A 25,855-nucleotide genomic window follows, 5' to 3' on the forward strand; every position below is an offset into this window, starting at 1 on the left:
GTGAACCGTAGACAGAGACGTGCCGCATCGGCCGCAGCAATAGCGCTGACCTTGACCTGCGGCCCGGCCGCAGCCGAAACGCTGAAGATCGCGCTTAATGCCGACATCCGCAGCCTCGACCCGGGCGTAAACCGAGACGCCAACAGCGACGCCGTCGTGTTGCACATCGTCGAGGGTCTTGTCGCATACAGCGAGGACGCCTCAGTAAAGCCGCTGCTCGCCAAGGAGGTCGCTGTCTCGGACGACGACCTGACCTACACCTTCACGCTCAGGGATGGCGTCAAGTTCCATAACGGCAACGTGCTCACATCAGCCGACGTCGTCTGGAACTGGAGCCGCTACATGAACGAAGCCACGAAATGGCGATGCCGCAACGACTTTGCCGAGGGCGGCGCCGCCCATGTCATATCCGTCACGGCACCCGACGACAAAACCGTCGTGTTCAAGCTCGAAAAGCCGAACGCCCTCTTTCAGGCAACGCTTGCCAGGACCGACTGCGGCATGACCGGCATTCTCGACAAATCATCGTTCAACGCCGACAGCTCGTTCAACGTGCCTGTCGGCACCGGTCCCTTCCGGTACAAGGAATGGCGCAAGGGCGAATTCATCCACCTCGAAGCCTTTGCCGACTATGCGGTACGCAGCGAAGAAAAGCGGGACGGCTACACCGGCGCCAAGCGTCCGCTTGTCGAGGCCGTCCGCTTCGCCGTTGTTCCCGACCGCTCCTCCGCCAAGGCTGCGCTGCTCAATGGCGATATCGATATCGTACCGGACGTTCCCTATGCCGATGTCGAGGAATTCAAGCGGAACGCCGATACCGCCGTCTCGCTGGCGACCAATCCCGGCATCGTCGCGCTCCTGTTGCAGACGCGCGATCCGCTGCTCAAGGACATGCGCATCCGCAAGGCGATCGCCATGGCTCTCGACACCAAGACCATGGTCGAGGGAATTACGCTCGGTCTCGGCAAGGCCAACAACTCGCTGATACCGCCGACCTCAATATACCATTCCCCAGCCCAGACCCAGGGCTACAGCTACGATCCCGAAGCGGCAAAGGCGCTGCTGCGGGAAGCCGGTTACAACGGCCAGCCGATCAAGCTCATCGCCAATACGCGCTATTCCAACACGTACGATGCGGCAATCGTGGCACAGGCAATGCTGCAACAGGTCGGCATTACCGCTGAACTCGAAGTGCTGGAATGGGCAGCACAGCTCGACCGGTATCAGAGCGGCAACTACACGGCGATGGTGTTTCCCTATTCGGGACGCTACGATCCCGCACTGACCATGGACTCCGTCATGGGCAACAAGGACAAGGAGCCGCGCAAAGTCTGGGACGATCCGGACGCACAGGCCATGCTCGCCGACGCCGTGCGTTATTCCGACCCGGCCAAGCGCCAGGAGCTTTTCGACAAGCTGCATGCGCGCTTCCTGGAAACCGTGCCCTTCATCATGATCTATAACGGGCTCGAGGCGTCGGCCTACCAGAAACACGTCCAGAACTACGCGGCTTCGATCTTCTCCATGCCCAGGGCATGGGAAGTCACGATCGCCGAGTAAGAAGGTACCGTCGAGATGCTGCGCTTCATCCTATCGCGAATAGGAATGGCCGTTCCGACGGTCTTCCTCGTCGCCGTCGTCGTCTTCTTCCTGATCCGCCTCGTTCCCGGTGATCCAGCCGCGCTCCTGCTTGGAGACATGGCGTCGCCCGAGAGCGTCGCCACCCTCCGGTCGGATCTCGGCCTGGACAAGAACATCCTGACGCAGTTTGCGATCTGGTTGACCAACGTGCTCCAGGGCGATCTCGGGACGTCGATCACGACGAAGGAGCCGGTGGCCCATCTCGTCATCGAGCGTTTCAAGGTGAGCGCCGGCATCGTCCTCGTTGCCGTCGCCCTTGCCTCGCTGGCTGCGGTCCCCGCCGGCTTCATTGCCGCGCTCCGGCAGAACTCGAAGCTTGATCTGACGCTCGTATCGGTTGCGGCCTTGCTCTTGTCGATCCCGACCTTCTGGCTCGGCCTCGTCATCCTGCTCATCTTCGGCCTCAAGCTCGGGTGGTTGCCGGTGGTCGGCTACGTATCGGTTGCCGAAGACCCGAGCCGGGGGCTGCTTTACGTACTGATGCCGATCCTCACCCTGTTCCTGCACGAGATCGGCGTGCTCCTGCGCATGGCGCGCGCGTCGGCGCTCGAAGTCCTAAGGCTCGACTACATTACCCATGCCCGCGCCAAGGGCCTTCCCCAGCGCACCGTGCTGTGGCGACACGTGTTTCCCAATGCCTTTGCGCCGACGCTGACGCTGATCGGTCTGGTTCTCGGCAATATGCTGGGCGGCATCGCCGTCGTCGAGACCGTGTTCACTATTCCTGGCCTCGGGCGACTTCTGGTCGATGCGATCTTCGGCCGTGACTATCCGGCGATTCAGGGATGCCTGCTGTTCATCGCTGTCATCTACGTGCTGGTCAATCTGATCGTCGACCTCTGCTATCCGCTCTTCGATCCGCGAGTGAAAATCACATGAAGTCCCTTTCTGCCAATGCGATGGTTGGCGGCCTGTTCGTCGGCACCTTCGTGATCGCAGCCTGCATCGGTTCGGTCTGGACGCCCTACGATCCGATGGCGCTCGACTTGAAGGCGCGCCTGGCCGGACCGTCGACCCAGCACCTGCTCGGCGCCGACGAGTTCGGGCGCGACGTGCTCAGTCGTCTGATGCTCGGCGCCTCGGCGAGCGGCATCGTCAGTCTCGCGACCGTCGCGATTGCGACCGTCCTCGGCACCGCGCTCGGCTCGATATCGGGCTATCTCGGCGGGTGGACCGACCGGGTGCTCGTCGCCGTCACCAACGCCCTGCTTGCTTTCCCCGGTATCTTGCTCGCACTCGGCCTGCTCGCGATCTTTGGCGCCAACAAATACGGCATCGTGCTGGCGCTCGGCATCGCCTACACGCCCTCGGTCGCCCGGATCGTGCGCGGCACCGTGCTTTCGCTACGGGAGAGGGAATTTATCGACGCCTCGCGGATATCAGGTGATTCCGAGATATACACGCTGCTTCGCCACATCCTGCCCAATTGCATCGCCCCGTTGACGGTTCTGACGACATCGATGTTCGGCTGGACCCTGCTTTCGGAGAGCGCCCTTTCCTTCCTCGGCCTCGGTGTACCCCCACCAGCGCCGACCTGGGGCAACATGCTGGCCGCTGCCCGCCCTTACCTCGCCCAGGCCGCCTGGCTTGCGATCTTCCCGGGCCTTTGCATCTCAATTGTGCTGCTCGGCATCAATCTGCTCGGCGACGCACTGCGGGATCGGCTCGATCCGAAAATGAGAGGCATGCAATGAACACGCCAACCCTCCTCACGGTCGACCGGCTGGTGCTCGGCGCCACGGCCGTCGCCACCCAGGTCGTCAACGGCGTCAGCCTGACGCTTCGCCGCGGCGAGCGCATCGGTATCGTCGGTGAATCCGGCTCCGGCAAGTCGATGCTGATGCGCGCCGTCATCGGCCTTCTTCCGGCCGGAATCTCCAAGCTCGGCGGCAGCGTCCGGTTCGAGGATCGCGACATGGGAGATCTTCAGCCTGAAGAACTGCGCAAGCTGCGCGGCAAGGGCATAGGGCTCATCTTTCAGGAGCCGATGACCTCACTCAACCCTGCGCTCACAATCGGCCGCCAGTTGGAGGAAGGCCTGGCACTGCATACCGCGATGGACGCCACGGGACGCCGGGACGCAATCCTTGCGATGTTGAGGCGTGTCGGCATTGCCGATCCCGATGCCGCCGTTCGCGCCTTTCCGCACGAGTTTTCAGGCGGCATGCGCCAGCGCATCATGATCGCATCCGTCATGTTGCTGGAGCCTGCGTTGTTGATCGCCGACGAGCCGACGACCGCGCTCGATGCCGTCGTCCAGCGAGAGGTGCTGGAACTGCTGCACGCACTGGTCGAAGAGAAAAGCACCGCAATGGTGCTCATAAGCCACGACATGGCGATGGTGGCCCAGTACACCGATCGTGTGCTGGTCATGCAGAAGGGCGTGTGCGTCGAGGAGGGAGCGACCAGCGAACTGTTGCGCGCTCCGCGCCATGAGTACACCCGGAAACTTATGTCCGCCCTTCCCCGCCGCGCGCCGGCACGCGCGATCGCACCCAACGCGCCGCTTGCTAGCGTCAGAAACATGAAACTTGCTTATGGCAGCGGCAGCAGCGCCAAGGCTGTGTTGCACGGCATTGACCTCGACATCCATCCCGGCGAGATCGTCGCGCTGGTCGGGGGATCGGGCTCCGGCAAGACGACGCTTGGCCGCATCATCGCAGGACTGCTACAGCCGAACGAAGGCACACTGACCTTCCGCGGCCAGGCGGTGAACCGGAAAAGCGGCGGCTACGCCGAATACCGTGCCAATTGCCAGATGGTGTTTCAGGATCCCTACTCCTCGCTTGATCCCAGGATGCGTGTGCGCGAGATCGTCGCCGCGCCGCTCCGGCACGAAAAGTCGATGCGCTCGACCGCCCGCCGCGAGCGGGTGAACGAAGTCTTGAGCGAGGTCGGGCTCGGTCCGCAATTCGCCGATCGTTTTCCGCATCAGCTCTCGGGCGGACAAAGGCAGCGTGTTGCCATCGCCCGTGCGCTCGCTCGCCGGCCGGACCTCGTCATCGCCGACGAAGCGGTCTCGGCTCTCGACATGACCGTAAAAGCCCAGATCCTCAAACTGTTGACGCAGTTGCAGGAACAGCAGGGATTTGCGTGCCTTTTCATCTCGCACGACCTTGGCGTCGTCGAACAGATCGCCGATCGCGTCGTGGTAATGCATCGCGGCGTCATCGAGGAGCAGGGCAGTCGTGATGAAATCTTCGACCGGCCGACGTCGTCCTACACGAGGAAGCTACTGTCGGCGGTTCCCATGCTTACTCCGGCTGACGGCGGTGGCATCGACCTCGTCTGGCGAGCAGCTTAGTCTAGGCGTTCACCAATAGCGGACGGCGCAGTATCGCCTGTCTTGCTCTGCGCCGCCAAGAATGCCCGGCAAGGCCCGCTCGCCGATCACTTCACCTCGCGAGAACGAGGCGATGAACATTCATCAAAGGCTCTCCATGACACAGTATCCGGACATTCTCCTTCACATCGATGGCAGCTGGCGCGCCGCACGCTCCGGTAAGACCATTCCGGTCGTCGATCCCGTAACTGAAGAGACGATCGGCCACGTGGCTTGGGCCGAGATTGCAGACCTCGATGAGGCACTCGCCGCTGCAAAGAAGGGCTTCGACGTATGGAGCAAGACCTCCGCCTCCGACCGTGCCAAGGTCATGCGGACGGCGGCAGCCCTGCTTCGCGAAAGGGCGAGCGACATCGCCTGGCTGATGACCCGCGAACAGGGCAAGCCCCTTGCCCAGTCGAAGGGCGAGATCCTCAGCGCCGCCGATATCATCGAATGGTTCGCCGAGGAAGGAAAACGCGCCTATGGCCAGATCATTCCGCCGCGTTCGCCCGATGTCACCCAGATGACGGTCAAGCTGCCGGTCGGTCCGGTGGCCGCGTTCACACCGTGGAACTTCCCGATCAACCAGGTGGTGCGCAAGCTCTCTGCGGCGCTCACGACCGGCTGCTCGATCATCGTCAAGGCGCCGGAGGAAACACCGGCTTCGCCAGCCGAACTCATCCGCTGCTTCGTCGACGCCGGACTTCCGGCCGGCGTCGTCAACCTCGTCTACGGCGTGCCGGCGGTGATCTCGGAATATCTGATCGCCCATCCGGTCATCCGCAAGATGTCGTTCACCGGCTCGACGCCGGTCGGCAAGATGCTCGCATCCCTCGCCGGCCAGCACATGAAGCGCGCCACGATGGAACTCGGCGGGCATGCGCCGGTCATCGTCACCGATGATGCCGATATCGAACAGGCCGTCGCGGTCATGTCCGGCAGCAAGTATCGTAATGCCGGCCAGGTCTGCGTGTCGCCGACGCGCTTCCTGGTGCAAGAACGGGTCGCCGACCGGTTCCTGGAAGGTTTTGTTGCCGCGTCGCAAAAGATCAAGGTCGGCAACGGTCTCGAAGCCGGCGTCGACATGGGTCCGCTGGCAAACGAACGGCGCATCCCGGCGATCGAGAGCCTGGTCGCCGACGCGGTGCAGCATGGCGCCCGCCTGGCAACCGGCGGCAATCGCATCGGCAACCGCGGCTACTTCTTCGAACCGACGGTTCTCGCCGATGTACCCGTGACGGCGCGGATCATGAATGACGAGCCGTTCGGCCCGGTTTCGATCATCAACCGCTTCGCCGATCTGGATGAGGCGATCCACGAGGCCAACCGCCTGCCCTTCGGCCTTGCTGCCTACGCCTTCACCGGGTCGGAGAGAAGCGCCCATCGCCTTGCAAGCGAGGTCGAAAGCGGCATGATCTCGATCAACCATCTCGGCCTGGCGCTGCCGGAAGTTCCCTTCGGCGGCACCAAGGATTCCGGCTACGGCACCGAAGGCGGTTCGGAGGCGATCCAGGCCTATCTGGAAACGCGCTTCGTCACGCGCAAGAGCATCTGAGCCGACAGAGCGAACGCGCCCGCCCTGGGCGCCATCCAAGTTCTTCTCATCCAGTGACGAGCGCTTCCTGCAGATCGCCGGTCGATTTAGGCTCAGGACGCATTGATCTGGCAGCCTGCAACCACTGCGGCGATTCCGCGTCAAAAAAACGAATATGAGTATATCATTATGACCCAAACGACTGCTGGCTCCTGTTTGTGTGGTACCGTTAAATTTCAAATCTCAGGTGAGTTTGAGAGCTTCTTTCTTTGTCACTGCAAGCGCTGTCGAAAGGACACGGGGTCTGCACATGCGGCCAATTTGTTTTCATCGACAGCGACTGTAATTTGGGTTTCTGGTCATGACAGCATCCAGACCTATCGGGTTCCAGAGACCCGACACGAAAAAAGCTTTTGCACTAAGTGCGGGTCTGCTCTTCCGAGTGTTCAATTGAAGGGCGCTTTGGTGGTTGTACCTGCTGGGAGTATTGATAGCGCGATCGACATCCGACCAAGTGCGCATATCTGCTTTGCAAGCCGAGCCGAATGGGACGCGCGTTTGGAAAACATCCCCCAAGTAGATGGTCTTCCAGGTTAGGTTCAATACCCACTAAAATGGTTGCGGGAGATCGGATCGGTTGATTTAATGGCGGTGCGAGGAGGCGTTGCCTTTCGCGGCACTGGCAGCCAAGGGGGCAAACGGGATCAACTGATGATCGACGCCACCCATCTCAAAGCGCACCGCACGGCGGCCAGCCTGCTCAAAAAGGGGCTGTTCCCCGACGTATCGGACGCACCAAGGGCGGTCTGAACTCCAAGCTTCACGCCGTCTGCGATGGCAAGGGCCGACCACTCATCATGGTGATCAGCGAAGGCCAGATGAGCGACTTCAAGGGCGCGGCACTGATGATCGACGCCTTGCCCAGGGCCAAGGCGTTGCTGGCTGACCGGGGCTACGAGGCCGACTGGTTCCGTGCTGCTCTAGCCGAGCGTGGCATTGCCGCCTGCATCCCGTCAAAAGTCAATCGGAAGATGCCGATCCAGCATGACAAGGTGCTCTATCGCCAGCGGCACAAAGTCGAGAACATGTTCGGAAAGCTCAAGGACTGGAGACGCATCCACACCCGCTACGACCGATGCGCCCACACCTTCATGTCCGCCATCTGCATCGCCGCAACCGTCATCTTCTGGCTCAATCAATGAGTCCTGAGCCTAGCACTACTTTGGCAGATTAACCGGCCATTTACGATGATGGGCCATCTTGGGCACTTTCACAGGGGTGCGCGAGATGGCGGAGCTGGATGTTGCACTGGCGGATTGGCTGAAGCCGTTCGTTGAGAAGCTTGGTCACAAGAAGCGGCGACATATGTGCCCGGTCTATGTTTCGGGCCTCATCGGACCTGGCGATCGCAAGAGTATCGAGCCGATGGCGGAACGTCTCGCGCCTGATCGCTATGACCGTCTGCATCATTTCATCTCGGATGGGATTTGGGATGCCGGTCCCCTTGAGGCGGAACTGGCGGTGCAGGCCGACAAGATTGTCGGGGCTTCGGATGCTTTTCTAGTGATCGACGACACAGGCCTGCCGAAGAAGGGCGACCATTCTGTTGGGGTTGCGCCGCAGTATGCGTCAATGCTCGGTAAGCGCGCCAATTGCCAGACGCTGGTGTCGTTGACGCTGGCCCGCGACGAGGTTCCCGTCCCAGTGGGCTTACGGCTGTTCCTGCCCGAGAGTTGGACCAGCGATCAGGATCGGATGGCCAAGGCCGGCGTTCCCGAGCCAATGCGCCTATCCCGCACCAAGCCGGAGATCGCGCTCGACGAGATCGATCGGCTGATTGCCGCGGGTGTGCGGTTTGGCACTGTGCTTGCCGATGCCGGCTATGGTTTATCGGCTGCGTTTCGCCAGGGGCTCAGTGCACGGGGCCTCACCTGGGCCGTCGGTATTCCCAAGCATCAGAAGGTTTATCCGCATGATGTTGCCTTGATCTTTCCGGTCGCCGGCCATGGACGACCGCGCAAGCATTCGATCCCCGACACCCTGTCGACGGCAGCCGAAACCATCCTGGAAGGAACGACCTGGAGGAAGGTCAGTTGGCGTCGCGGCACGAAAAGCCGATTGGCCGCACGCTTCGCTGCCCTGCGCATTCGGATTGCTGACGGCAATCCGCAACGTATTCTCGACAAGGGACAGCAACATATGCCAGGCGAGGACGCCTGGCTTGTTGGCGAATGGCGCTCAAACGACGAGCGCAAATACTACCTGTCCAATCTTCCAGCGGAGGCGACATTAAAGCAGCTGGCGGCGGCCATCAAAGCCCGTTGGGTCTGCGAGCAGGCCCATCAGCAGATGAAAGAAGAACTCGGTCTCGATCACTTCGAGGGCCGATCATGGCAGGGCCTCCACCGACACGCACTGATGACAATGATCGCTTACGCCTTCTTGCAACATCAGCGCCTACACAAGGCAAAGCGGGAAAAAAACCAAGAGGCACGGCCCGCCTAAGCAAACACTGCCGGCCATTCGACGCATGCTGATCGCCGCGCTGTCGCAGCACCAACCACCACAACGATGTCCCCATTGCCGAATTAGGTTCCAGCCATCCCGGAAATCGAATCTGCCAAAGTAGTGCTAGCCAACCGGTTTGTGAGGGTAAGTGGCAAGACACCATAACCCTTAAAACTCGGACTTCGACTTGCGTTACCATCGCCGCGATTATTTCGAAATTGAACGCTCTTCTGTCCACCTTCGCCAGCAAGAAGTCCATCCGCACAGGCGTCAGATTGAACCATTCGGGAAGCCGCGCGTTGCATGTCAAATGGTGAGGTAACGTCGTGCCACGAATCTTCAAAAGCAACAGCAACCGTGCGAATGCCTTCCACGTTGGTTTGGCCGTATTCGCACTGCTGATCATCGCGGCTATGGTCGCACTGTTGTAGGGCGAGATGCCGCATGCGAGCCGAAACGAGGCAGGCGATTGAAAGTCCTCTCCGTATGCATCTGTAAAGCAGAGGCACGACCCGGCAATCTCAAGACAGGGATCAACAAGCACGCGACAAGCGACAACCTGCTGGTTGGGCTTGAGGGGTTGGAACGCGACACTATCTGCAATCGCCACTATCACGGCGGACCCGAACAGGCCGTTTACATTGAGGGGGACCTGACACGGCTGTGGTGGGAACAGGAACTTGGGGTGCCTGTTCACCATGGCCTCTTCGGAGAAAATCTTTGTCTTGAAGGTCTGGATAACCGCGACGTTGCAGCGGGAGATCGCTTTTCTACCGCCCATCTAATCATGGAGGTTACAGCGCCACGAATGCCATGCCGCATCCTGTCCGAAAAAATGCGCGAACGTGGTTTCGCCAAGCGATACATAGAGGCTGCTCGTCCCGGATTTTACTGTCGGGTCGTCCAGCCGGGTTTCATCGCCGTTGGAGCGAAGGTGAAATACGAGCCCTTCGAAGGTCAGCGTATCTTGACGGCGGAGATGATGGCCCACCATGGAACGAGAGCGTCACCCGATCTAATCGAGCGCTATCGCAACGTTCCGGCCCATGCCAAGCTCCTGGGCTCACTTTCCCGAGGCACGGTAAAGTTCTAGAGTTGTGGGCGAGGCCGAGCACGATTTCATCGGCTTCGACGGCGACCAGCTCGTCGGTAGGATCTACCGCGTCGACCACTCTCCGCTAAACGGCAGATGGAAATGGCAGGTAGGCAGAATCCGAGGCGTTCGGGAACACGTGATGCCGCACAGTGGATGGGCCGATACAGCCCGCCAGGCCGCGGCGAAGGCAGAGGCCAACTACCGGGAAACGATCGCGCGGAACGCAGCGTATCTAGGTTAAGAAAGACTGGAACAATCATCGGGCATTGGCGTTTTTCGGGACACCCCATGGACAGTTGGCTTCCCCCAGCGCCGCTGTCGTTCTCTTGGGCCCCTCGTCCCCCAAGGGGCCTATTTTTTGATCTCGAAGACGTCGACGTTGTCCGCCAGCTCGCGCATACCCTTAAATGAGGGGTGGCGGAGCTTTCCGTCGCTGGTGATCTCGGTATAGGTGATTTCGGCGACAAATGCGGGCTCGCAGAACACGACGTTATTGCGCGTCAGTGCGATCGGCGGCACCTTCGGCGGGATGGCTGCCAACTGCTTGCGAAGATCGCGGCTCATCCTGTCCGTAAAGCCCGTTCCGACGCCCCCAACATAAACCAGCTCGTCGCCTCGCCTTGCCGCCAGCAGTAGCCGAGAGATTGCGCCCCGAACCTTCGTCGACGGCTCGTACCCAACGACGACAAAGCCGTCGCTCCGATTGCATTTAAGTTTGAGCCAATCGCCCTTCCGGCCGGATCGATAGGGAGCCCGCCTGTCCTTCGCGATGATCCCTTCAAAACCGAATTTGCAGGCCTGCGCCAAGATGGCCGCGCCCTCGCCTTCGATCTCTTCCGACACGCGAATGATAGGTGCACCCTCTTCGATCGTATCTTCCAGGATCATCCGCCGTTCTCGCTGACGCATGCCGCGCAGGTCGTTTCCGTCGAAGTAAAGAAGATCGAAGGCATAGAACAGCGCCTCGCCGGCGACGCGCTTGCCGCCACGGCCGCCGAGTGCAGCCTGCAGCATGCCGAAGTTCGAGCGGCCGGCCTCGTCGAGCACCACCGCCTCGCCGTCGAGGATCATGGTCGTCGGTCCAAGCGACATGGCCGCCGCCTCGATCCCCGGGAAACGATCCGTCCAGTCATAGCCGCCGCGCGTCAGTATGCGCACGCGGCTGGGCTCGATATGCACAGCCAGGCGATACCCATCCCATTTGATTTCGAAGGCCCAATCGCCAACGGAAGGCAACGTCTTGGCGAGCAGCGCAAGACAAGGTTCGATCCGATCAGGCATGGGATCAAAGGACAGACGCGGCTGGTCCGGATCCCGGGCTTTCTGCGGTTTCCCGCGCAGCACGGGGTCTTCATCGAGAAGCAAGTGTTTCCGGCGTTTTGGAGGTGCCTTAGCCATCGCTTATTAAATCCCGCATGCCGCTCTCATGGAGAGCGATTAGTCTGATAGCCAAACTCTCGGCTTCCCCGCCAGAGCGGATAAGCCCGTGCGATATGACACGTTCGTCGAACACGTCCTCTTTTATCGAACTGGTCGGCCGACGATCTGAGGGTGAAAAACCGCCGGGAACGGCATGACGCGATCTCCTCTCGTTGAGGCAACTTCACGCCGCAGTTGCCTTCAGTACAATTATAGATCACCGATCTCGATCATCCAGAGCCCGTGCCATTTCTCACTATCCATGCACTCTAAAGTGAAGCTTCGCCGCAGGAATGAAGGGTTGTGGTTTTGCGCATAGGAACCGCGTCGCAGTCTGGACGTAGAACAACTGCGGAACGGAACAAGCGATCCCGGATGGCGTTTAAGCCTTTACTCACGCTCCCGTGACCCTAAGGAAAAGCCATGACCGACCCTTTCTCGATCCATCCCGGCGCCATCGGCGATCCATCTGCCACAACGCTGTTCAACAAGATTTCGTGGGGTTCGATCTTCGCGGGTGTAGCCATTGCGCTGGCTGTCCAGTTTTTATTGAACCTATTGGGCGTCGGTATCGGCGCGGCGGTCCTTGATCCCGCAACGTCCGATAATCCCGAAGCAACCACCTTCTCGATCATGGGCGGCATATGGTTTGTCGTCGCTGGCATTATCGCTTCGTTTGTCGGCGGATATATTGCAAGTCGCCTTTCCGGTCGACCGAGCAATTCGACTGGCGGCTACCACGGCTTGACGACCTGGGCAGTCACCACTCTCGTCGTGCTCTATCTATTGACAACCTCAGTCGGTGCGCTGGTGGGCGGCGCCTTCAGCGGGTTGTCGAGCGTGGTGGGCGGCGTGGGACAGACAGCTGCCACTGCGGCGACCGCGGCAGTGCCCGCCCTTGCCAATTCTGCCAACCCCATGGCCGGGATAGAACAACAAATTCGCGGGTCGACCGGCAACGATCCCAAAGCCCTGCAGGATGCGGCAGTCGCCGCTGTGCAGGCTGTTGTGACGGGTGACGAAGCGACCGCCGAAGATGCGCGTGTTCGAGCGGCCGATGCCGTTGCCAAGGCCCAGGGCATTCCCGCCGATCAGGCGCGCACGCAGGTCGACCAATACGAAAAGGCATATAGAGAAAACGTCGCAGCTGCCAAGCAACAGGCCCTGGAGGCGGCCGAAGCCACAGCCACCGCAATCTCCGCCGGGGCCATCCTCGGCTTCCTCGCGCTCGTGCTTGGTGCCGTCGCAGCCTGGTTCGGAGGCGTCAGCGGAACGAAGCATACCCTCCTGCTCTCCGGCCCAGCAGCAACCCGCCCTCGTGTTTAACCAACTCCGGCCACCGGAATAGTTCGGTGGTCGGGTTTTACCACCATGGAGCCCATCATGGCCGACAGAAAGAAACTCGCCGACCTTTTCCACGATACACTGAAGGACGTGTACTTCGCCGAAAAGAAGATCGTCGCGACCCTGCCCAAAATGCAGGAGGCTGCCATTAGCCAGCAACTCAAGGACGCCTTCACCAAGCACCTTGGCGAAACGAAGGTCCATGTCGAACGCCTTGAGCAGGTGTTCGAGATGATCGGCAAGAAACCTGAAGCAAAGACCTGCAACGCCATTCTTGGAATTACCGAGGAAGGTGAGGAGGTCATGAAAGACTACGAGGGCTCGCCTGCCCTCGATGCCGGGCTGCTTGCTGCGGCACAGGCCGTCGAACATTACGAGATGTCCCGCTACGGCACGCTGAGAACATGGGCGCTCGAACTGGGCTACAACGAAGCCGCGGGGCACCTGCAGTCGACACTTAACGAAGAGCAGGCCACCGATCTCGCGCTCACGGCGATCGCCACGTCTGTCGTAAACCAGAAGGCAGAGGCCTAAGAGGCTTTCGCGACAAAGGAGGAGAAGCACATGGCAAGCACAGCACTGAAAGCCCTTCTCGGTGTCCTGGCGGTGGCGGGGTATCAGAACAGGGAGAAAATCGGGGAGCTTCTGCGAGGTCTGACGCAGAAACCACAAGGCGAAGGATCAATTGGCCAGCAGGAGGCGACAGGGGGAGTGGGCGACCTCCTTGGCGGTCTGACCGGCGGCTCGGGTGGCCTCGGCGGACTTGGCGGCCTGCTCGGCGGTTCAACGACAGGCGGCGTGTTAACGGGCGGTCTCGGCGATCTTCTCAAGCAGTTCCAGCAGAACGGACAAGGAGAGGCCGCCAAATCGTGGGTGCAAACCGGCCCAAACATCGAGCTCGATGATCGTGAGTTGTCCGAAGCGCTCGGGCCGGAAGTCCTGGAGGATCTCTCCGCAAGGACGGGTCTGTCTCCCGATGAGATTCTAAGCCGCCTCAGCCGTGATCTGCCAAAGGCCGTGGACGACCTCACACCCAATGGGGTGCTGCCTCAAGAAGACGAAATCTCGTTCGAGGGGAGGCAAACCATTCCTCCACCCAAAACACAGATAATCTAGCGCAAAAAACGCTTAAGGGCCGCTGCACAGCGGCCCTTAAGCACTGCCGATTAGAAGGCGCTGGCCAGAAGGCATCCGCTGAACCTTTTCAAAAGGAGCCGAACCCACTCAGGACGGGTCGCCGTGCGCACCCTTCACAAACCGCTTGTGCTTTGCGTTCGTAGCAGTTCCGACAGTCGCTTTGCATTCTTGAGCGCATGACCATCGCGGTCGTTGTTGAAATATGCCCAAACGGTTCCGGCACCACTTTGACGGATGCGCTCGGCCCAGATCCTCAATTCAGGGTCGGTGTAGTCATGGCGGTACCACTGGCTGAGCCCATGAAAGCGTATGTAGATATCATCAGCCGTCTTCACCAGTTCGTCGGGCAAGCGCGGGCCGCTGCAGGAGCAAAAGATAGTCCCGGCCTTCTGAAAAGCGCTGAAAACCTCGTCCTTCCACCAACTCTTGTGGCGAAATTCCACAACGTTTCTATGCCTAGGATCCAGTTGATCTAGAACAGCGTGCAACATCTCGGTGGAGTACCGAACGCTTGGGGGCAGTTGAAACAGAAAGCAGCCCATCTGGGGCCCGAGCAGATCGGCGATGTAGCCGAAGTCCCTGATCAAGGTGCTCGTGTCGTCAAACCGCTTTACGTGAGTAATCAACTCGCAGACTTTCACCGTGTAAACGAAGCCGGGCTCTGCTTGCCGCAGCCAGGTTTTCACCGCCGCGATTGTCGGCCAGGAATAGAACGGCGCGTTGAGTTCCACCGTGTCAAATTGTTGCGCATAGATGGAAAACCACTGGTTTGAAGGGACATCCGTGGGATAGAACTGCCCTTTCCAGTGCCAATAGTACCAACCGGAGCAACCGATATGGATGCCGTTCATCGGGGTCCGGGCTGCGGTGAAAGGGCCGCCAATCTCCTCTTTGGCAAGTCGGGCCACATGCATCTTCTCGGCGCGATCGCTATTCGCAAGCCGCTGCCTTTGCCTGCGCTCGGCATGCAGCGCGCGCCGTTTCAAAATCTCTTCTGGAGAGCGTTCCATCACCAGACAAACCTCGCGTTTCCAAACCGGAAGCGACGAGAGCGGTGTTTGTTCCTTTGCAGGGCCATCTTCTCGAAGGCCATACATGGCCAGCACTCGAGGTCGTGGTACGCGAGACACCAGGCTTCTTGCGCAGGCGCAGGCGTCCGGATTTAGAGATTACCCCCTGGACCTTTAGGGGCTGTGACCTCTCGTCGCGTTAAAGCCGCCATCGCTAACATCCGCCAAAGGCACGGATGAAAGCAGCTGAAGAAGGTATCTAACTGTCCGGCATGATGGCGCTGTCGAGGAAAGAAAAGCTACTCCCTCGCTCCTCACCGCCCCGGCCGGGCAATGTCGATGATGTCGCCGCTGTCGGATCCTCTTTATTCCACGCGACGCCGAGCCCGATCTTGAGATCGACGCCGCGCACGGGCCTGAGCTCGAAGTTGCGGTTCGGCAGATCCTTTCGTCCATTCTGGCGCAAACCCGATCCCGAGACCCGCGGAGACTAGCGACAAGAGAGAGAAGGTATCGTCACAGCTGTAGGCGACATTGCCCGTCAGCCCATGGGTCTCGAACATCTCCGTCGATTACTTTGCCGGGCTTACAGATCGACGGTCCCATGCTCCACCTTCAAGGCGACGATCCTCGATGAGTTTTCCGACCGGAAGCAAATCTGGCATACCGGCAAGCGCCTGCGCCATGGCGTCGTTTTGCGGATCCTTGCATCCGAAGTTGAAGATCAGTTGGTCAGTCCGTCCGGCCTCGCTCCAGGTGACCGATACGGAGGGATGGTTCGTGGCAAACTGCGCGCACCGCGGATGCCCGGCGGTAATGTCTTCGGTACCATGCGGTCGGAAGGCGAGTGCCGACTGGAACGCGGACCATTCCTTAGGCGTAATCGAAAAACGTTGTTCGCCGTGAACGTTGGTAAAGCCCCGACCCTCGAACAAACCCCCGCCGGCACTCACTTGGAAACGGTAAACTGGGCATTCCCCGAGACACGGCCCCCGTTCGACGATGATGCTCAGCGCTTGGCTTGGTTCCACCAAGGACGCGGCTAACGCCAGGACAACCTTTGCAATCAGCACCATATTGCGCCCCTTTCAGAAACCGATGACGGTAGTCGGCCCGCCCTGAGGATTGGTTTACGAGGCAAGGGTCGTGGAACGGCCGCATCTTCCGCGTGTCAAAGCGCCAAACCATCAACCAGCGCGCCTCAGCAGTCAACGCCTGCCTCGTAGCGTTCCGATCTCTGACCCTGGGGGCGAGACATGATGACTCCCCCAGGGGCGGTTGAGCGTTTCCGCGTTGACCGATGGCTAGCCAAGTTATCTCCGAGCCCTATTCTAGCGCAGTTAGCGCATGCCTGTCCGCATCGCGGCAGAAGGCGAGCTCATGCGTGCAGGAAACAGCTGCATCGGCGAATCGCATTGCCACCTGACACTGGCGAGAACCGGGCCCAACTAATTGAAGGAGCGGGCAATCGTCATCGCAACCGTGCGGTGGACCTGTTTTTCAGCTCCGTGGCGAAATATGTGCAACGGCCATGTCGTAGCCCTGGTCCTCCTGGTTGGCTTAAGGACGGGTCGCGCGATTGCGGAAATCGCAGGCAACGGCGGCCGTACATTCGTGATCGGCACTGCCGGAAAAGCCGAGATCCGCATGTGAAGCAGTGGCGCCTGCAGAGCATGATTTTGGAAATGGCGCCCAAAGATAGCCCGAACGGGGCCGGAGGTCGACCAGCCCAAACGCTAGTTTCTGTGGTTCGACAAAGAACCGGTCAGTGTAAAATTTGAGAAACCGAGAATGCGTAGGCTGCGCCGGTTGGTTGAAGTTGAACTCATCGACGGTGGCCCTTTTCACTCTGGCCAAGCGATGTCGCCCCAAGAGTTTGGGAAAACAAGGAGACGGCGCGGGGGCGCTGGCTCATTCCAGTCGACACATTATGTGTTTCTGCTCAGAAGGTGAACATACAGGAGTATCAGACGTAGCAGGCTGGCGCCAACTGCCCATCGGGCACGAGGACCACGAGCGGCAGAGGCGCCAGCCAAGCATCAGCACAGTCGGGGGAGAACTATTCGGCCACGATGACGCCGGGCGGCTGCCACGTCCCTTCCCCCGGCGGCAGGATGGATGGCGCTTCCGTCTTCGGCCAGTATAGGCGCATCACGAGATAGATCGTGCCATTTGGCGCAGGCAGCCAATTTGCCTCCTTGTCTGCGCCGGGGCTGTCTTTCTGGATGTAGAGGGAGAGCGAACCGTCGTCGTTCTTCTTCATGGCTGACAACATCGGCGAGTTGATGAGGTAGCGGTTGATCGGGTTTTCGATTAGGAGTTGGGACTTGCCATCATACATAGTTAGCGACCAGAACGAATTCACCGGCGGCAGCTGTCCCGCCGGGAAGGTCAGCGTGTAGTTGTGCTTGCTGCCGTCCAGCGTCTGGCCGTCGCTGTCGACGCGCGTGAACGGGTAGGTCGCTTCCTCCGGGTCGTTCCCATAAATGCCGGCTTGAGCGGCGACGGCACGCTTCAACCAGTCGCCATTGTAGTGGGCGCTGTCGCCTGGAAGACCGCTAACCCGCCAGCCATTGATCGCCTTGCCGACATTGGCGACGGCCTCGTCGACCTTCCGCTGGCCTTCCTTCATGCCGAGGCCAAGCTCCAGCTTGTGCTCCAGTGGTAGGTCCTTGAAGTTTAGGGTCTTGCCTGGCCCGACGCCGATGCGTGCCAGCTTGGCGCGTATCTCCTTCTCGTTCCCCTGCGCCGGCGCGAATTGCAGCGCAAAATCGAGATAATCCAAGAAGTTGGTCTTCACCAGTTCCTTATCGATCTTGGGGAATTCGATGGCTGGCGCGGCCGGCGGCGGCGTCTGCTTCAGATAGGCGGAGAGCATCTGCACCTTGTAGCCCGCCTGCACCTGCTTGACGTTGTCGAGGTCATCCGGGCCGAAAAGCTGGGTGCGATAGCCCGCGAGAGAAAACTGTGTGCTCGAACGAAATACCTGCTTGATGCCCGCCGGGGTGTCGCCCTCCCAATCGGGCCCGACCACCATATAGTCGCCGGCCTCGTTCCCTGTGGCACGGGTGCCAATATAGCCGTAATTGTATGTATTGCCGTCGCACAGCATGACCGAGTAGTAGCGCTTCGGATCGATCGCCGGTACCGAGAGCACCACCGGTTCCGCCCGCAAATCCATCCACACGAAGGAATAGGGTGTGTCGCTGTTGGGCGTGACGATTGCCGTATCTTTGTAGGTGAAGACGTTAGGTTCGTTCTTGATCTGATTGAACGGCGCCTTGAACTGCCCCGAATTGCGATCTACCGCGTACTCGTACATGATGGCATAGTTCATCACGAGCGGCAGACCGTAGATGAACCCTTCCTCGGCGATGTCCTTGGCCTCGATGATGCCCGGGTAGCTTTGCGCCATCAGGAGGCTTGGCCTCGCAATCGCCGCGCTAGCGGCGATCACCGCGGTGGATCGAAGTAGATCTCTCTTCGTCAGCATTTGCCGTACTCCATTATTGTTGGATCAGTTATCGAAACGCTGCCAGCTGTAGGGCAGCTCGGAAATTCTGGAATTGATTGTTCGCGGCCTTGTTGGCGAGGTACTAAACCGGAACTGAACTGTCATCAGGATCACCTCAAGGCCTTCACTGATCTGCATCCGCATGCTGCGAGGTATGCCGACCCTCATACGCCGGGCAGCCAGTTTGATTCCATCTCCGCTCCGGGGGCTTCATGCTGGATCAACAGGTCGATCGAGGTGAAGGCCGCCATAAGGTTGGTAATCCCCCCACCACACGATGGCGCGGTGATACTGGTTCTGACGAAACCGGCAGGGAGCGTGCGACCTCACTTGATGAAAAGCCAATCACTCGTGCTATTTGACGAGCCCGAGATTGATCAGTTGAACCCGTCGGTTTTCCGCCGCTTTCGGGTTGGCTGGATCGAGCGGCCATTCCTCGCCCACACCAATCGAGTACAAACGGTCCGGCTTGATCGCAAACGTGGTCGCAAGCGCCTCAGTTATGGCATTGGCGCGCTGCGCGCTGAGTTCGAGATTGTGTTTGGCGTCGCCCGTCGAGTTCGTGTGGCCCACGACGAGAAACTTATAGCGCCGCAGGTTGGGATGGTGCAGCGCGTCTGCAATCAGGCCTACCGTGCGATAGGACTTTGGTTCGATGGCGACGGAGTCGTTCTCGAATTCGATCTCGACGATCAGTTGCGACAGCTTGGAGAGTTTCTGCCAGTTCGGGAGGTTGACGACACCTTTGCCCGCATTCGCCGATGCCTCTTCCACCAGAAGCGCTATGTCGATCGCCGGCGCCGCGCTTTCTATCCGTCCGAGGGTGCGCACGAGTTGCGTGTCGTTGAGCTCCTGTGCCAACGCCTGCGCAGAGGACACTATTAGGCCCATTGTCAGCAAAGCGCTAAATCCAATGTTTTTCATTGCTTGTCTCCTGTTCCCGACATGGTTCAACGCCATCCGGCATCGATGATGGCCTGTCCGCACTGCCCCTCGTTCACACGCGTCGCCTTGTTCAGGCAGGAAAGGACATTGCCCTCTCCTTTGACGCTTTTGCAGTACTGAGCGATGTCATGTTTGCAGACCGTCGCGAAGGACGACTGCGCCGCCTCGCGTTGCTCGATCGACGCGAACACGTTTGCCAGTGTCACGGTGCAGGCCTGTGAGACTTTCCCCGCGTGCTGCTCGAGGCAGGTCTGGATGCGCCCGCCGCCGAGGTTGAGGCCTTTGCAGTATTTCTTAATATCCGAGCCGCAGTCGTTGGCGAGGGTGCTCACCGCGTCAGCATAACTGATGGTGTCCGCCCGACTGACGGCGGTGAAGGCAAAAGCCATGAGGGCTATCGCTCCTGCGAAAACTGCAAGTCTGTTCGTCATGGCAGGTCCGATCGAAAACAGCGTGGAAATCGGCCATCGCCTGGCCGCTGGGCAGGTGATGGCCAGCGCCGACATGCTCCACGCGATTTGCCGAAAGGAAAGTATGTTACAGTAGCTAACGCCCCCGCTGGCGCCGTGTCGTCATTTCCGCGGATGCGGAAACTGCACAACGGCAGCGTTGTCGAGGGCCGTCGTTATTTCGTCCCGGAGGACGTCCACGAGCTCCAGGTACTCTGCAAGACGCTCGTCCCCGTTGGGGCCGGAATTCTCTTCCAACGATAGTCGAAGATGATGCGCGGTGGCGAAGTCATCGCACAAGTCGCGGAAGTTTTCATCACGGGCGGCTAGTTCGTCGATCGAACTTGTTCGGGACGGGAAACATCGCTTGGCGAATGAGACGTCGTATCCCATGAATGGCTCCCCAAGGCCTGTGCCGCACCAAGCGAACGAACTTCCGTCAATGTCGCATGATGCACCAAGGTTCCGCTCTTGCATCGTATGTTACAGTAGCGACAATGTAGCGCACACCTGCAAGCTGGTGCCCCAACGCAGCGCAGACGACGAACACCACTCCCTACAGAGATCCTACCAGATGTTACGGGCGCGCGAGGCGAGCAGACGTAGGCTCCGGGCGAAACTTCCCCCAAAGGAGCAATTTATGAAGCGCATCTTCACCACCGCTGCCGCACTGACGCTGGCTACAGGTATTGCCCACGCAGAAGACCCGATCGTTGGCAACTGGAAGACCGAACTGGGCGATACCGCGGCGATTGCTTCTTGTGGCGGAGGCTACTGCATCACCTTGAATCCGGCAAGCATGCGGGCAAGCAGATCGGCACCTTCCACGGCAAGGACGGCAGCTATTCCGGAAAGATAACCGACCCCGACGCCAACAAGACCTATGATGGCTCCCTTACCGCCTCGGGCAACGCCCTGAAGATGAAGGGATGCGTCCTGAAGGTTGTCTGCGAATCTCAGACCTGGCCACGCCTCTGAAAAGAATAAGACTCGCCTCTCGCATGGGACGAGGACAAGCGGATGAGGCCTCTGTTTGCCATCACCCTGGTGCTGGCCCGCCACCCCGATCTTCTCGGTGTCGCCTGCGGAGGCCCGCCGCGCTGCCGCAGCCTGCGGTCGACACGGCTGCGCGGCTGCCGCCTGCGGCCCGCGTGGATGCGCTGGTGCTACTGCCACCCGGCCAGGCGGCGTCGTAATCGTCAGTCCGAACCGCTCCTGGCGGCGGGGTGGTGCTCCACAGATATGCCGACTCGCGCCCAGCGGCTGCATGGGCATACCCGCCGTCCCGTCCCAAACTGGGCGATACGCCCGATCATCCAGAATGCGGCCAGACCGCCGATTGTGTAGGATGCCGCGGCCCGCATTCCGCCGGCCTTAGCCTAGAATGCACGCACCCGTCGGGTCATCGCAACGCCCGACCTCCACGCTGACTTTGAACATCTGCAGCGCCGAGGGCACGCCCGAGGGAAGCCCGAGCTCGGCGCTTGGTGGCGCCGGATCAAGGCAACAATAACGTTACATTAGACCGGTATGTTTCTGGACGCGCCGGCCCGATCAGCGTAGGTTACACCGCCGGACGCTACTAAATCTGTGATTGTTGCGACTGCGTGCGTACTGGGGAGCAATTGATGGACATCTCTGTGGCACACGGGTCGGAGGACATGGAAGGATCGTCGCCAAGTCCAGCAGAGATTCGTGAGCAGCTCGCGCGGATCATTTCCAGTCCGGAATTTCCACGAGCTGGCCGCGGGGCGGCTTTCTTGGCTTTCGTCGTCGAGGAGGCCTTGGCGGGACGCGCTCAACGCTTGAAGGGCTACACCATCGCGATCGAGGTGTTCAAGCGCAGCGAAAACTTCACCCAGGACGATCCTGTCGTCCGTATCGAAGCCGGACGGCTGAGGCGTATTCTTGAGCGCTACTATCTTGTCGCCGGGCAGCGCGATCCTGTCAGAATAGATATTCCGAAAGGGCGTTACGCGCCTTCGTTCGCCTGGAATGGCGCTCTATCGACGAGATCCGAGGCTGAGCCGGTCGAGGACGGCGGCAAGCACCCGGGCCGATCCCGGCCACGTAGCTGGTGGCCGATGCTTGGTCTTTTCGGCATCATCGGCCTCGCCGCGCTGACATACTGGGCGAGCGAGCGTGTCATTGAGGCCGCGAAACGGGAGGGCACCACAAAGACGCCGGACGAGCCGACGCTGGTGATCGCGCCTTTTGCCAACCTCGGCGACGGCCCGCAGGCCCAGTTGTACACCGCCGGACTGACCGAGGAACTGCTCACCGCCCTGCCGCGGTTTAAGGAGATCAAAGTCTTCGGCCGCGAGACGTCGAAGTCGCTTTCCCCAGGGGTCGGAGCTTCTGAAGTTCGTGGAGGGCTGGGCGCTCGTTATCTGCTCGCAGGCGGCGTCAGGGTGTCCGGTTCCAAGGTCCGAGTGACGGCTCGCCTGTTGGCCACATCCGATGGAGCAATCCTTTGGTCGCAGAACTACGACGACGACCTGACCAGCCGCGAACTCTTCGCCATCCAATCAGACGTTGCGGGCAAGGTGGCGACCGCCATTGCCCAGCCTTACGGCATCATCGCGCAAGCGGCCTCGGCCACCCCTCCCCCGAACGACCTCGGCGTCTACGACTGCACACTTCGCTTCTATGCCTATCGCGCGGAACTGAGTCCGGAAACCCATCTGACCGCGCGAGACTGTCTTGAAAGCGCCGTTGCACGATACCCGGCCTATGCGACCGCATGGGCGATGTCGTCCATCGTGTATCTCGATGAAGACCGGTTCCGCTTCAACCTCAGGCCCGGTCAGCCGATGCCGATCGTGCGCGCGCTAAGCTCTGCCCGGCGGGCGAGTGAGCTGGAGCCGGGAAATACCCGCGCACTTCAGTCTCTGATGATCGCGCTGTTCTTCAATCAGCAACTGACGGAGGCGCTTCAAGTCGGTGAGGAGGCGCTTGCTACGAATCCGAACGACACCGAGCTGCTGGGCGAGTTCGGAACGCGGCTCGCGATCTGTGGTCAATGGCAGCGCGGCGCGGACCTGCTTGACCGTGCCCTAGCGCTCAACCCCGGCGGTGCGAGCTACTATCACGGCGCGCGAGCGCTCGCGGCCTACATGCTGAACGACAATGACAACGCTGTGAGCCTCATCCGGAAGACGGATCTGCAGAAGTTCCCGATGTTTCACTTGGTAGCAGCCGCCATCTACGCCGAGGCCGGTTTGTTGAATGATGCGAGGCGGGAGGGAGAGATCTTCATGAAGATGCGTCCGGATTATATTCCGAATGTCATCGAGGAACACCGAAAGCGTAACATCAAGCCGGAAGACAACATCCGGATGATCGCGTCGCTTCGCAAAGCGGGACTGCCTGTGCCGAGCGCAAAAGAAGTGGAAGCGACGCTATTGGCGTCCGCACCATCGCCCCAAGCGCCTTCGCAATAAGCAGATTCTACTGCTCGAGGTGCACAGAACCTACAAGAGGTTACGGGTGTTCGGTCTCAGCGGCACTTACAGTTGGCAGTGCAGGCCGCCAGCCGGCGACCAGTTCCGACCCTGCAAGCGAGAGACCTAGCCGATGAACTGCAAGAACACGACCCTTTTAGCAGCCAAGCTCGCTCTTACTTTGGGGCTGCTGGCACCACCAGAAGCCATGGCGGTGGAGGCCGAGGCCAAAAGCCTCCTCAAAGCGATGTCTGACTATCTGGCTTCGCAAAAGGCGATCTCGTTCACCTACGATTCAAACCTGGAAGTCGTCACAGGAGAACATCAGAAACTGCTGCTGGCGAGTTCTGGCAAGATCGAACTGGGGCGGCCGGACAAACTGCGCGCCACGCGATTTGGCGGCTTTGCCAATGTCGAAATGGTCTTCGACGGCAAGACCGTGACGCTCTTCGGTAAGGACGCCAACCTTTATACCCAGGTCGAACTCCCCGGCACGGTCGAGCATCTCGTCGACGAGATGCGCGACAAGCTCGGCAAGCCGGTCCCCGGCGCCGACCTGCTCCTGCCCGACGCCTATGACAAGCTGATGGAGGGCGTGACCGACGTAAAGGATCTCGGCAGTGGCGTGATCGGCGGTGTCGAATGCGACCACCTCGCCTTCCGGGCGAAAGACGTCGATTGGCAGATCTGGATTGCGCAGGGCGACCCCCCCCGTCCCTGCCGCTACATGATCACCGCCCGCCAGATCGATCAGGCTCCGCAATACAGCATCCAGTTTTCCGACTGGAAGGCCGGCGTCGATGTCGTGGCCGAGGACTACGGCTTCGTCAACGGCACCGACGCCAAAAAGGTCGACCTGAAGGATCTCGCCGACATCGACGAACTACCCGATCACCTGAACATGAGAGACAACAAATGACCGCTCAGGGGAAACTGAAGGCCATTCTGCTTATTGCCGCGTTGCTGCTCCCGGCGATTGATGCCACCGAGCAGGTATCGACCCGCGGGCTCTACAGTCTTTCGAAGCCCGCCGAGGCTCGTGTCGGTCGCCCGTTGACACCTGTCAGCGTCGCCGGCGTGGCGCGGCGAACCGTGCGGCGCTGCGCCGTCGGCGTCTACTACTGCTAGGGCCCAATGTCAGGGAAAGTTGGAAGCGTTTTGATCAATTCTGACACCGGCGATGCACGCGTTGCTTCATACTCATGCCGCCTGCGGCGGATGATCCTTTGCCTGACGCTCCTCACCGTTTCCGGATGCGGCGGCCACCCGAAGGGTGCGCTGACACCCGTGGCCGACACGTCCCCCGATGCAAGCCGGGTGGAAATGCTGATCACGACCACGCGGGGCCGCTCGGAAGTGCCAGGAGAGATGTTCACGGGCGAGCGGGCACGTGCCCCGACGTTTGCGGACATCACCGTATCCATCCCTCCTGTCCGCAAGGTCGGGGATGTCGCGTGGCCGAAAAAGCTCCCCCCCAATCCGGCCACCGATTTTGCGACCTTGAAAGCGGACGAGCTGACGAAGGATGAAGCCAAGGCCTGGCTGAATACCTCGGTCAGGAAGAGCCCCGACCGCAGCGTGCTCGTGTTCATCCACGGGTTCAACAATCGGTTCGAAGACTCGGTCTACCGTTTTGCCCAGATTGTCCAGGATTCCGGCGTCAAGAGCGCGCCCGTTCTGGTGACCTGGCCGTCGCGGGGCAGCCTGCTGGCCTATGGCTACGACCGCGAAAGCACCAACTACAGCCGCAACGCGCTGGAGTCGCTGTTCCAGTATCTGGCCGCGGACAAAGAAGTGAAGGAGGTGTCGATCCTCGCGCATTCCATGGGAAACTGGCTGACGCTGGAGGCCCTTCGCCAGATGGCGATCCGCAATGACGGCCTGCCGGCAAAATTCAAGAATGTGATGCTCGCAGCGCCCGACGTCGACGTCGATGTGTTCCGTTCGCAGATCGAGGACATGGGAGGCCAGCGCCCGCAGTTCACCCTCTTCGTGTCGCAGGATGACCGGGCGCTGGCTTTCTCGCGCAGGGTCTGGGGTGACATTCCTCGCCTGGGATCGATCGATCCGGAGCAGTCTCCTTACAAGCAGGAGCTGGCGGACAACGACATTACTGTCATCGATCTGACCAAGGTGAAGGCCGGAGACGGCATGCACCACGGCAAGTTCGCTGAATCTCCTCAAGTGGTTCAACTGATCGGCGCCCGGATCTCTGAGGGCCAGACGCTGACGGACAGCAAGACGGGCCTTGGGGATCACCTCATAGCTGGAACGACGGGGACAGCGGTGGCAGCAGGCAGCGCTGCGGGCCTGATCCTCGCCGCGCCAGTCGCTGTTGTCGATCAAGCGACGCGCGAAAATTACGCTCACCACGTCAGCGCGCTATCCGGTCAGCCGGACAGCAAGCAGAAGATCGCGGCCAGGGACTGTGGTTCAACACAGCGTGCGGTACTGAACCAGACGTGTCGCGCACAACAAAACTAAAGGGCA

Annotated in this window: 21 protein-coding genes and 4 pseudogenes; 17 read left to right on the forward strand and 8 right to left on the reverse strand. The window is 60.3% G+C overall.

Going from position 1 to position 25,855, the window contains the following annotated elements; all coding sequences use genetic code 11:
* From ABIE33_RS29790 to ABIE33_RS29830, 9 genes and pseudogenes are all read left to right on the forward strand, one after another.
* Positions 1-1,560, forward strand: a complete 1,560-nt coding sequence (locus tag ABIE33_RS29790) for an ABC transporter substrate-binding protein (protein WP_429131769.1) — start codon at positions 1-3, stop codon at positions 1,558-1,560.
* A gap of 15 nt (positions 1,561-1,575) precedes the next feature.
* Positions 1,576-2,520, forward strand: coding sequence for an ABC transporter permease (locus ABIE33_RS29795; protein WP_429131771.1), 945 nt, complete (start codon positions 1,576-1,578; stop codon positions 2,518-2,520).
* Positions 2,517-3,335 carry an ABC transporter permease gene (locus ABIE33_RS29800; RefSeq protein ID WP_429131773.1) on the forward strand — a complete coding sequence of 273 codons (819 nt, stop codon included), beginning with the start codon at positions 2,517-2,519 and terminating at the stop codon, positions 3,333-3,335. Before ABIE33_RS29795 ends, ABIE33_RS29800 begins: the two co-directional genes overlap by 4 nt.
* Positions 3,332-4,945, forward strand: a complete 1,614-nt coding sequence (locus tag ABIE33_RS29805; protein ID WP_429131775.1) for a dipeptide ABC transporter ATP-binding protein — start codon at positions 3,332-3,334, stop codon at positions 4,943-4,945. Before ABIE33_RS29800 ends, ABIE33_RS29805 begins: the two co-directional genes overlap by 4 nt.
* Before the next feature lie 136 nt (positions 4,946-5,081).
* The gene (locus ABIE33_RS29810; RefSeq protein WP_429131888.1) at positions 5,082-6,521 is read left to right on the forward strand and encodes an NAD-dependent succinate-semialdehyde dehydrogenase; all 1,440 of its coding nucleotides are present in this window, start codon (positions 5,082-5,084) and stop codon (positions 6,519-6,521) included.
* Positions 6,522-6,689: 168 nt separating this feature from the next.
* Positions 6,690-7,097, forward strand: a complete 408-nt coding sequence (locus tag ABIE33_RS29815) for a GFA family protein (RefSeq protein WP_429131890.1) — start codon at positions 6,690-6,692, stop codon at positions 7,095-7,097.
* A gap of 72 nt (positions 7,098-7,169) precedes the next feature.
* Positions 7,170-7,702 (forward strand): annotated as a pseudogene (locus ABIE33_RS29820) (IS5 family transposase); the annotation flags it as partial.
* Between the two features lie 85 nt (positions 7,703-7,787).
* Positions 7,788-9,092: pseudogene (locus ABIE33_RS29825) on the forward strand (IS701 family transposase).
* Between the two features lie 385 nt (positions 9,093-9,477).
* Positions 9,478-10,101 carry an MOSC domain-containing protein gene (locus ABIE33_RS29830; RefSeq protein WP_429131777.1) on the forward strand — a complete coding sequence of 208 codons (624 nt, stop codon included), beginning with the start codon at positions 9,478-9,480 and terminating at the stop codon, positions 10,099-10,101.
* Positions 10,102-10,455: 354 nt separating this feature from the next.
* On the opposite strand, the gene ligD is transcribed toward ABIE33_RS29830, so the two are convergent.
* Positions 10,456-11,502, reverse strand: a complete 1,047-nt coding sequence (ligD, locus tag ABIE33_RS29835) for a non-homologous end-joining DNA ligase (protein WP_429131779.1) — start codon at positions 11,500-11,502, stop codon at positions 10,456-10,458.
* Between the two features lie 444 nt (positions 11,503-11,946).
* Here ligD and ABIE33_RS29840 point away from each other — a divergent pair, with 444 nt between their 5' ends.
* From ABIE33_RS29840 to ABIE33_RS29850, 3 genes are read left to right on the forward strand one after another with little or no spacing between them, the layout of a single operon-like run.
* Complete coding sequence (locus ABIE33_RS29840; RefSeq protein ID WP_429131781.1) at positions 11,947-12,849, forward strand: PhnA-like protein; 903 nt, start codon at positions 11,947-11,949, stop codon at positions 12,847-12,849.
* A gap of 57 nt (positions 12,850-12,906) precedes the next feature.
* Entirely contained in the window at positions 12,907-13,401 is a 495-nt protein-coding gene (locus ABIE33_RS29845) for a ferritin-like domain-containing protein (protein WP_429131783.1), read from the forward strand.
* A 30-nt stretch (positions 13,402-13,431) separates the two neighbouring features.
* Complete coding sequence (locus tag ABIE33_RS29850; RefSeq protein ID WP_429131785.1) at positions 13,432-13,983, forward strand: YidB family protein; 552 nt, start codon at positions 13,432-13,434, stop codon at positions 13,981-13,983.
* Positions 13,984-14,117: 134 nt separating this feature from the next.
* Here ABIE33_RS29850 and ABIE33_RS29855 read toward each other — a convergent pair whose 3' ends face one another.
* The 7 genes and pseudogenes from ABIE33_RS29855 to ABIE33_RS29885 form a co-directional block, all read right to left on the reverse strand.
* A complete protein-coding gene (locus ABIE33_RS29855) occupies positions 14,118-14,918 on the reverse strand; it encodes a DUF72 domain-containing protein (protein WP_429131892.1) in 801 nt (266 codons plus the stop codon).
* 355 nt (positions 14,919-15,273) lie between these two features.
* Positions 15,274-15,580, reverse strand: a pseudogene (locus ABIE33_RS29860) (LysR substrate-binding domain-containing protein); the annotation flags it as partial.
* A gap of 6 nt (positions 15,581-15,586) precedes the next feature.
* The gene (locus ABIE33_RS29865) at positions 15,587-16,090 is read right to left on the reverse strand and encodes a DUF6438 domain-containing protein (RefSeq protein ID WP_429131787.1); all 504 of its coding nucleotides are present in this window, start codon (positions 16,088-16,090) and stop codon (positions 15,587-15,589) included.
* 983 nt (positions 16,091-17,073) lie between these two features.
* Positions 17,074-18,507: a DUF1254 domain-containing protein gene (locus tag ABIE33_RS29870; RefSeq protein ID WP_429131789.1), complete on the reverse strand. Its 1,434-nt coding sequence runs from the start codon at positions 18,505-18,507 to the stop codon at positions 17,074-17,076.
* 375 nt (positions 18,508-18,882) lie between these two features.
* The gene (locus tag ABIE33_RS29875; RefSeq protein WP_429131894.1) at positions 18,883-19,419 is read right to left on the reverse strand and encodes an OmpA family protein; all 537 of its coding nucleotides are present in this window, start codon (positions 19,417-19,419) and stop codon (positions 18,883-18,885) included.
* Between the two features lie 59 nt (positions 19,420-19,478).
* Positions 19,479-19,862: a cysteine rich repeat-containing protein gene (locus tag ABIE33_RS29880; protein WP_429131791.1), complete on the reverse strand. Its 384-nt coding sequence runs from the start codon at positions 19,860-19,862 to the stop codon at positions 19,479-19,481.
* A gap of 183 nt (positions 19,863-20,045) precedes the next feature.
* Positions 20,046-20,315, reverse strand: coding sequence for a hypothetical protein (locus ABIE33_RS29885; protein WP_429131793.1), 270 nt, complete (start codon positions 20,313-20,315; stop codon positions 20,046-20,048).
* 247 nt (positions 20,316-20,562) lie between these two features.
* Between ABIE33_RS29885 and ABIE33_RS29890 the strand changes: the two are divergent.
* From ABIE33_RS29890 to ABIE33_RS29910, 5 genes and pseudogenes are all read left to right on the forward strand, one after another.
* Positions 20,563-20,900: pseudogene (locus ABIE33_RS29890) on the forward strand (DUF2147 domain-containing protein).
* A 650-nt stretch (positions 20,901-21,550) separates the two neighbouring features.
* Positions 21,551-23,365 (forward strand): adenylate cyclase, encoded by a 1,815-nt coding sequence (locus tag ABIE33_RS29895; RefSeq protein WP_429131794.1) that lies wholly within the window; start codon positions 21,551-21,553, stop codon positions 23,363-23,365.
* Positions 23,366-23,498: 133 nt separating this feature from the next.
* A complete protein-coding gene (locus ABIE33_RS29900) occupies positions 23,499-24,284 on the forward strand; it encodes a DUF2092 domain-containing protein (protein WP_429131796.1) in 786 nt (261 codons plus the stop codon).
* Complete coding sequence (locus tag ABIE33_RS29905; RefSeq protein WP_429131799.1) at positions 24,281-24,493, forward strand: hypothetical protein; 213 nt, start codon at positions 24,281-24,283, stop codon at positions 24,491-24,493. The genes ABIE33_RS29900 and ABIE33_RS29905 overlap by 4 nt, the downstream gene beginning before the upstream one ends.
* A 90-nt stretch (positions 24,494-24,583) precedes the next feature.
* Positions 24,584-25,849 (forward strand): alpha/beta hydrolase, encoded by a 1,266-nt coding sequence (locus ABIE33_RS29910; RefSeq protein ID WP_429131896.1) that lies wholly within the window; start codon positions 24,584-24,586, stop codon positions 25,847-25,849.
* Positions 25,850-25,855 lie beyond the last annotated feature (6 nt).

The organism is Ensifer sp. 4252, from assembly GCF_050434565.1.
GTDB lineage: Bacteria > Pseudomonadota > Alphaproteobacteria > Rhizobiales > Rhizobiaceae > Ensifer.

Excerpts from the sequence above, each read along its gene's own strand:
- ABIE33_RS29795 (WP_429131771.1), top strand. The coding sequence starts at position 1,576 with ATGCTGCGCTTCATCCTATCGCGAATAGGAATGGCCGTTCCGACGGTC.
- ABIE33_RS29800 (WP_429131773.1), top strand. The coding sequence starts at position 2,517 with ATGAAGTCCCTTTCTGCCAATGCGATGGTTGGCGGCCTGTTCGTCGGC.
- ABIE33_RS29805 (WP_429131775.1), top strand. The coding sequence starts at position 3,332 with ATGAACACGCCAACCCTCCTCACGGTCGACCGGCTGGTGCTCGGCGCC.
- ABIE33_RS29810 (WP_429131888.1), top strand. The coding sequence starts at position 5,082 with ATGACACAGTATCCGGACATTCTCCTTCACATCGATGGCAGCTGGCGC.
- ABIE33_RS29815 (WP_429131890.1), top strand. The coding sequence starts at position 6,690 with ATGACCCAAACGACTGCTGGCTCCTGTTTGTGTGGTACCGTTAAATTT.
- ligD (WP_429131779.1), bottom strand. The coding sequence starts at position 11,502 with ATGGCTAAGGCACCTCCAAAACGCCGGAAACACTTGCTTCTCGATGAA.
- ABIE33_RS29840 (WP_429131781.1), top strand. The coding sequence starts at position 11,947 with ATGACCGACCCTTTCTCGATCCATCCCGGCGCCATCGGCGATCCATCT.
- ABIE33_RS29845 (WP_429131783.1), top strand. The coding sequence starts at position 12,907 with ATGGCCGACAGAAAGAAACTCGCCGACCTTTTCCACGATACACTGAAG.
- ABIE33_RS29850 (WP_429131785.1), top strand. The coding sequence starts at position 13,432 with ATGGCAAGCACAGCACTGAAAGCCCTTCTCGGTGTCCTGGCGGTGGCG.
- ABIE33_RS29855 (WP_429131892.1), bottom strand. The coding sequence starts at position 14,918 with ATGCATGTGGCCCGACTTGCCAAAGAGGAGATTGGCGGCCCTTTCACC.
- ABIE33_RS29865 (WP_429131787.1), bottom strand. The coding sequence starts at position 16,090 with ATGGTGCTGATTGCAAAGGTTGTCCTGGCGTTAGCCGCGTCCTTGGTG.
- ABIE33_RS29870 (WP_429131789.1), bottom strand. The coding sequence starts at position 18,507 with ATGCTGACGAAGAGAGATCTACTTCGATCCACCGCGGTGATCGCCGCT.
- ABIE33_RS29875 (WP_429131894.1), bottom strand. The coding sequence starts at position 19,419 with ATGGGCCTAATAGTGTCCTCTGCGCAGGCGTTGGCACAGGAGCTCAAC.
- ABIE33_RS29880 (WP_429131791.1), bottom strand. The coding sequence starts at position 19,862 with ATGGCTTTTGCCTTCACCGCCGTCAGTCGGGCGGACACCATCAGTTAT.
- ABIE33_RS29885 (WP_429131793.1), bottom strand. The coding sequence starts at position 20,315 with ATGGGATACGACGTCTCATTCGCCAAGCGATGTTTCCCGTCCCGAACA.
- ABIE33_RS29895 (WP_429131794.1), top strand. The coding sequence starts at position 21,551 with ATGGACATCTCTGTGGCACACGGGTCGGAGGACATGGAAGGATCGTCG.
- ABIE33_RS29900 (WP_429131796.1), top strand. The coding sequence starts at position 23,499 with ATGAACTGCAAGAACACGACCCTTTTAGCAGCCAAGCTCGCTCTTACT.
- ABIE33_RS29905 (WP_429131799.1), top strand. The coding sequence starts at position 24,281 with ATGACCGCTCAGGGGAAACTGAAGGCCATTCTGCTTATTGCCGCGTTG.
- ABIE33_RS29910 (WP_429131896.1), top strand. The coding sequence starts at position 24,584 with ATGATCCTTTGCCTGACGCTCCTCACCGTTTCCGGATGCGGCGGCCAC.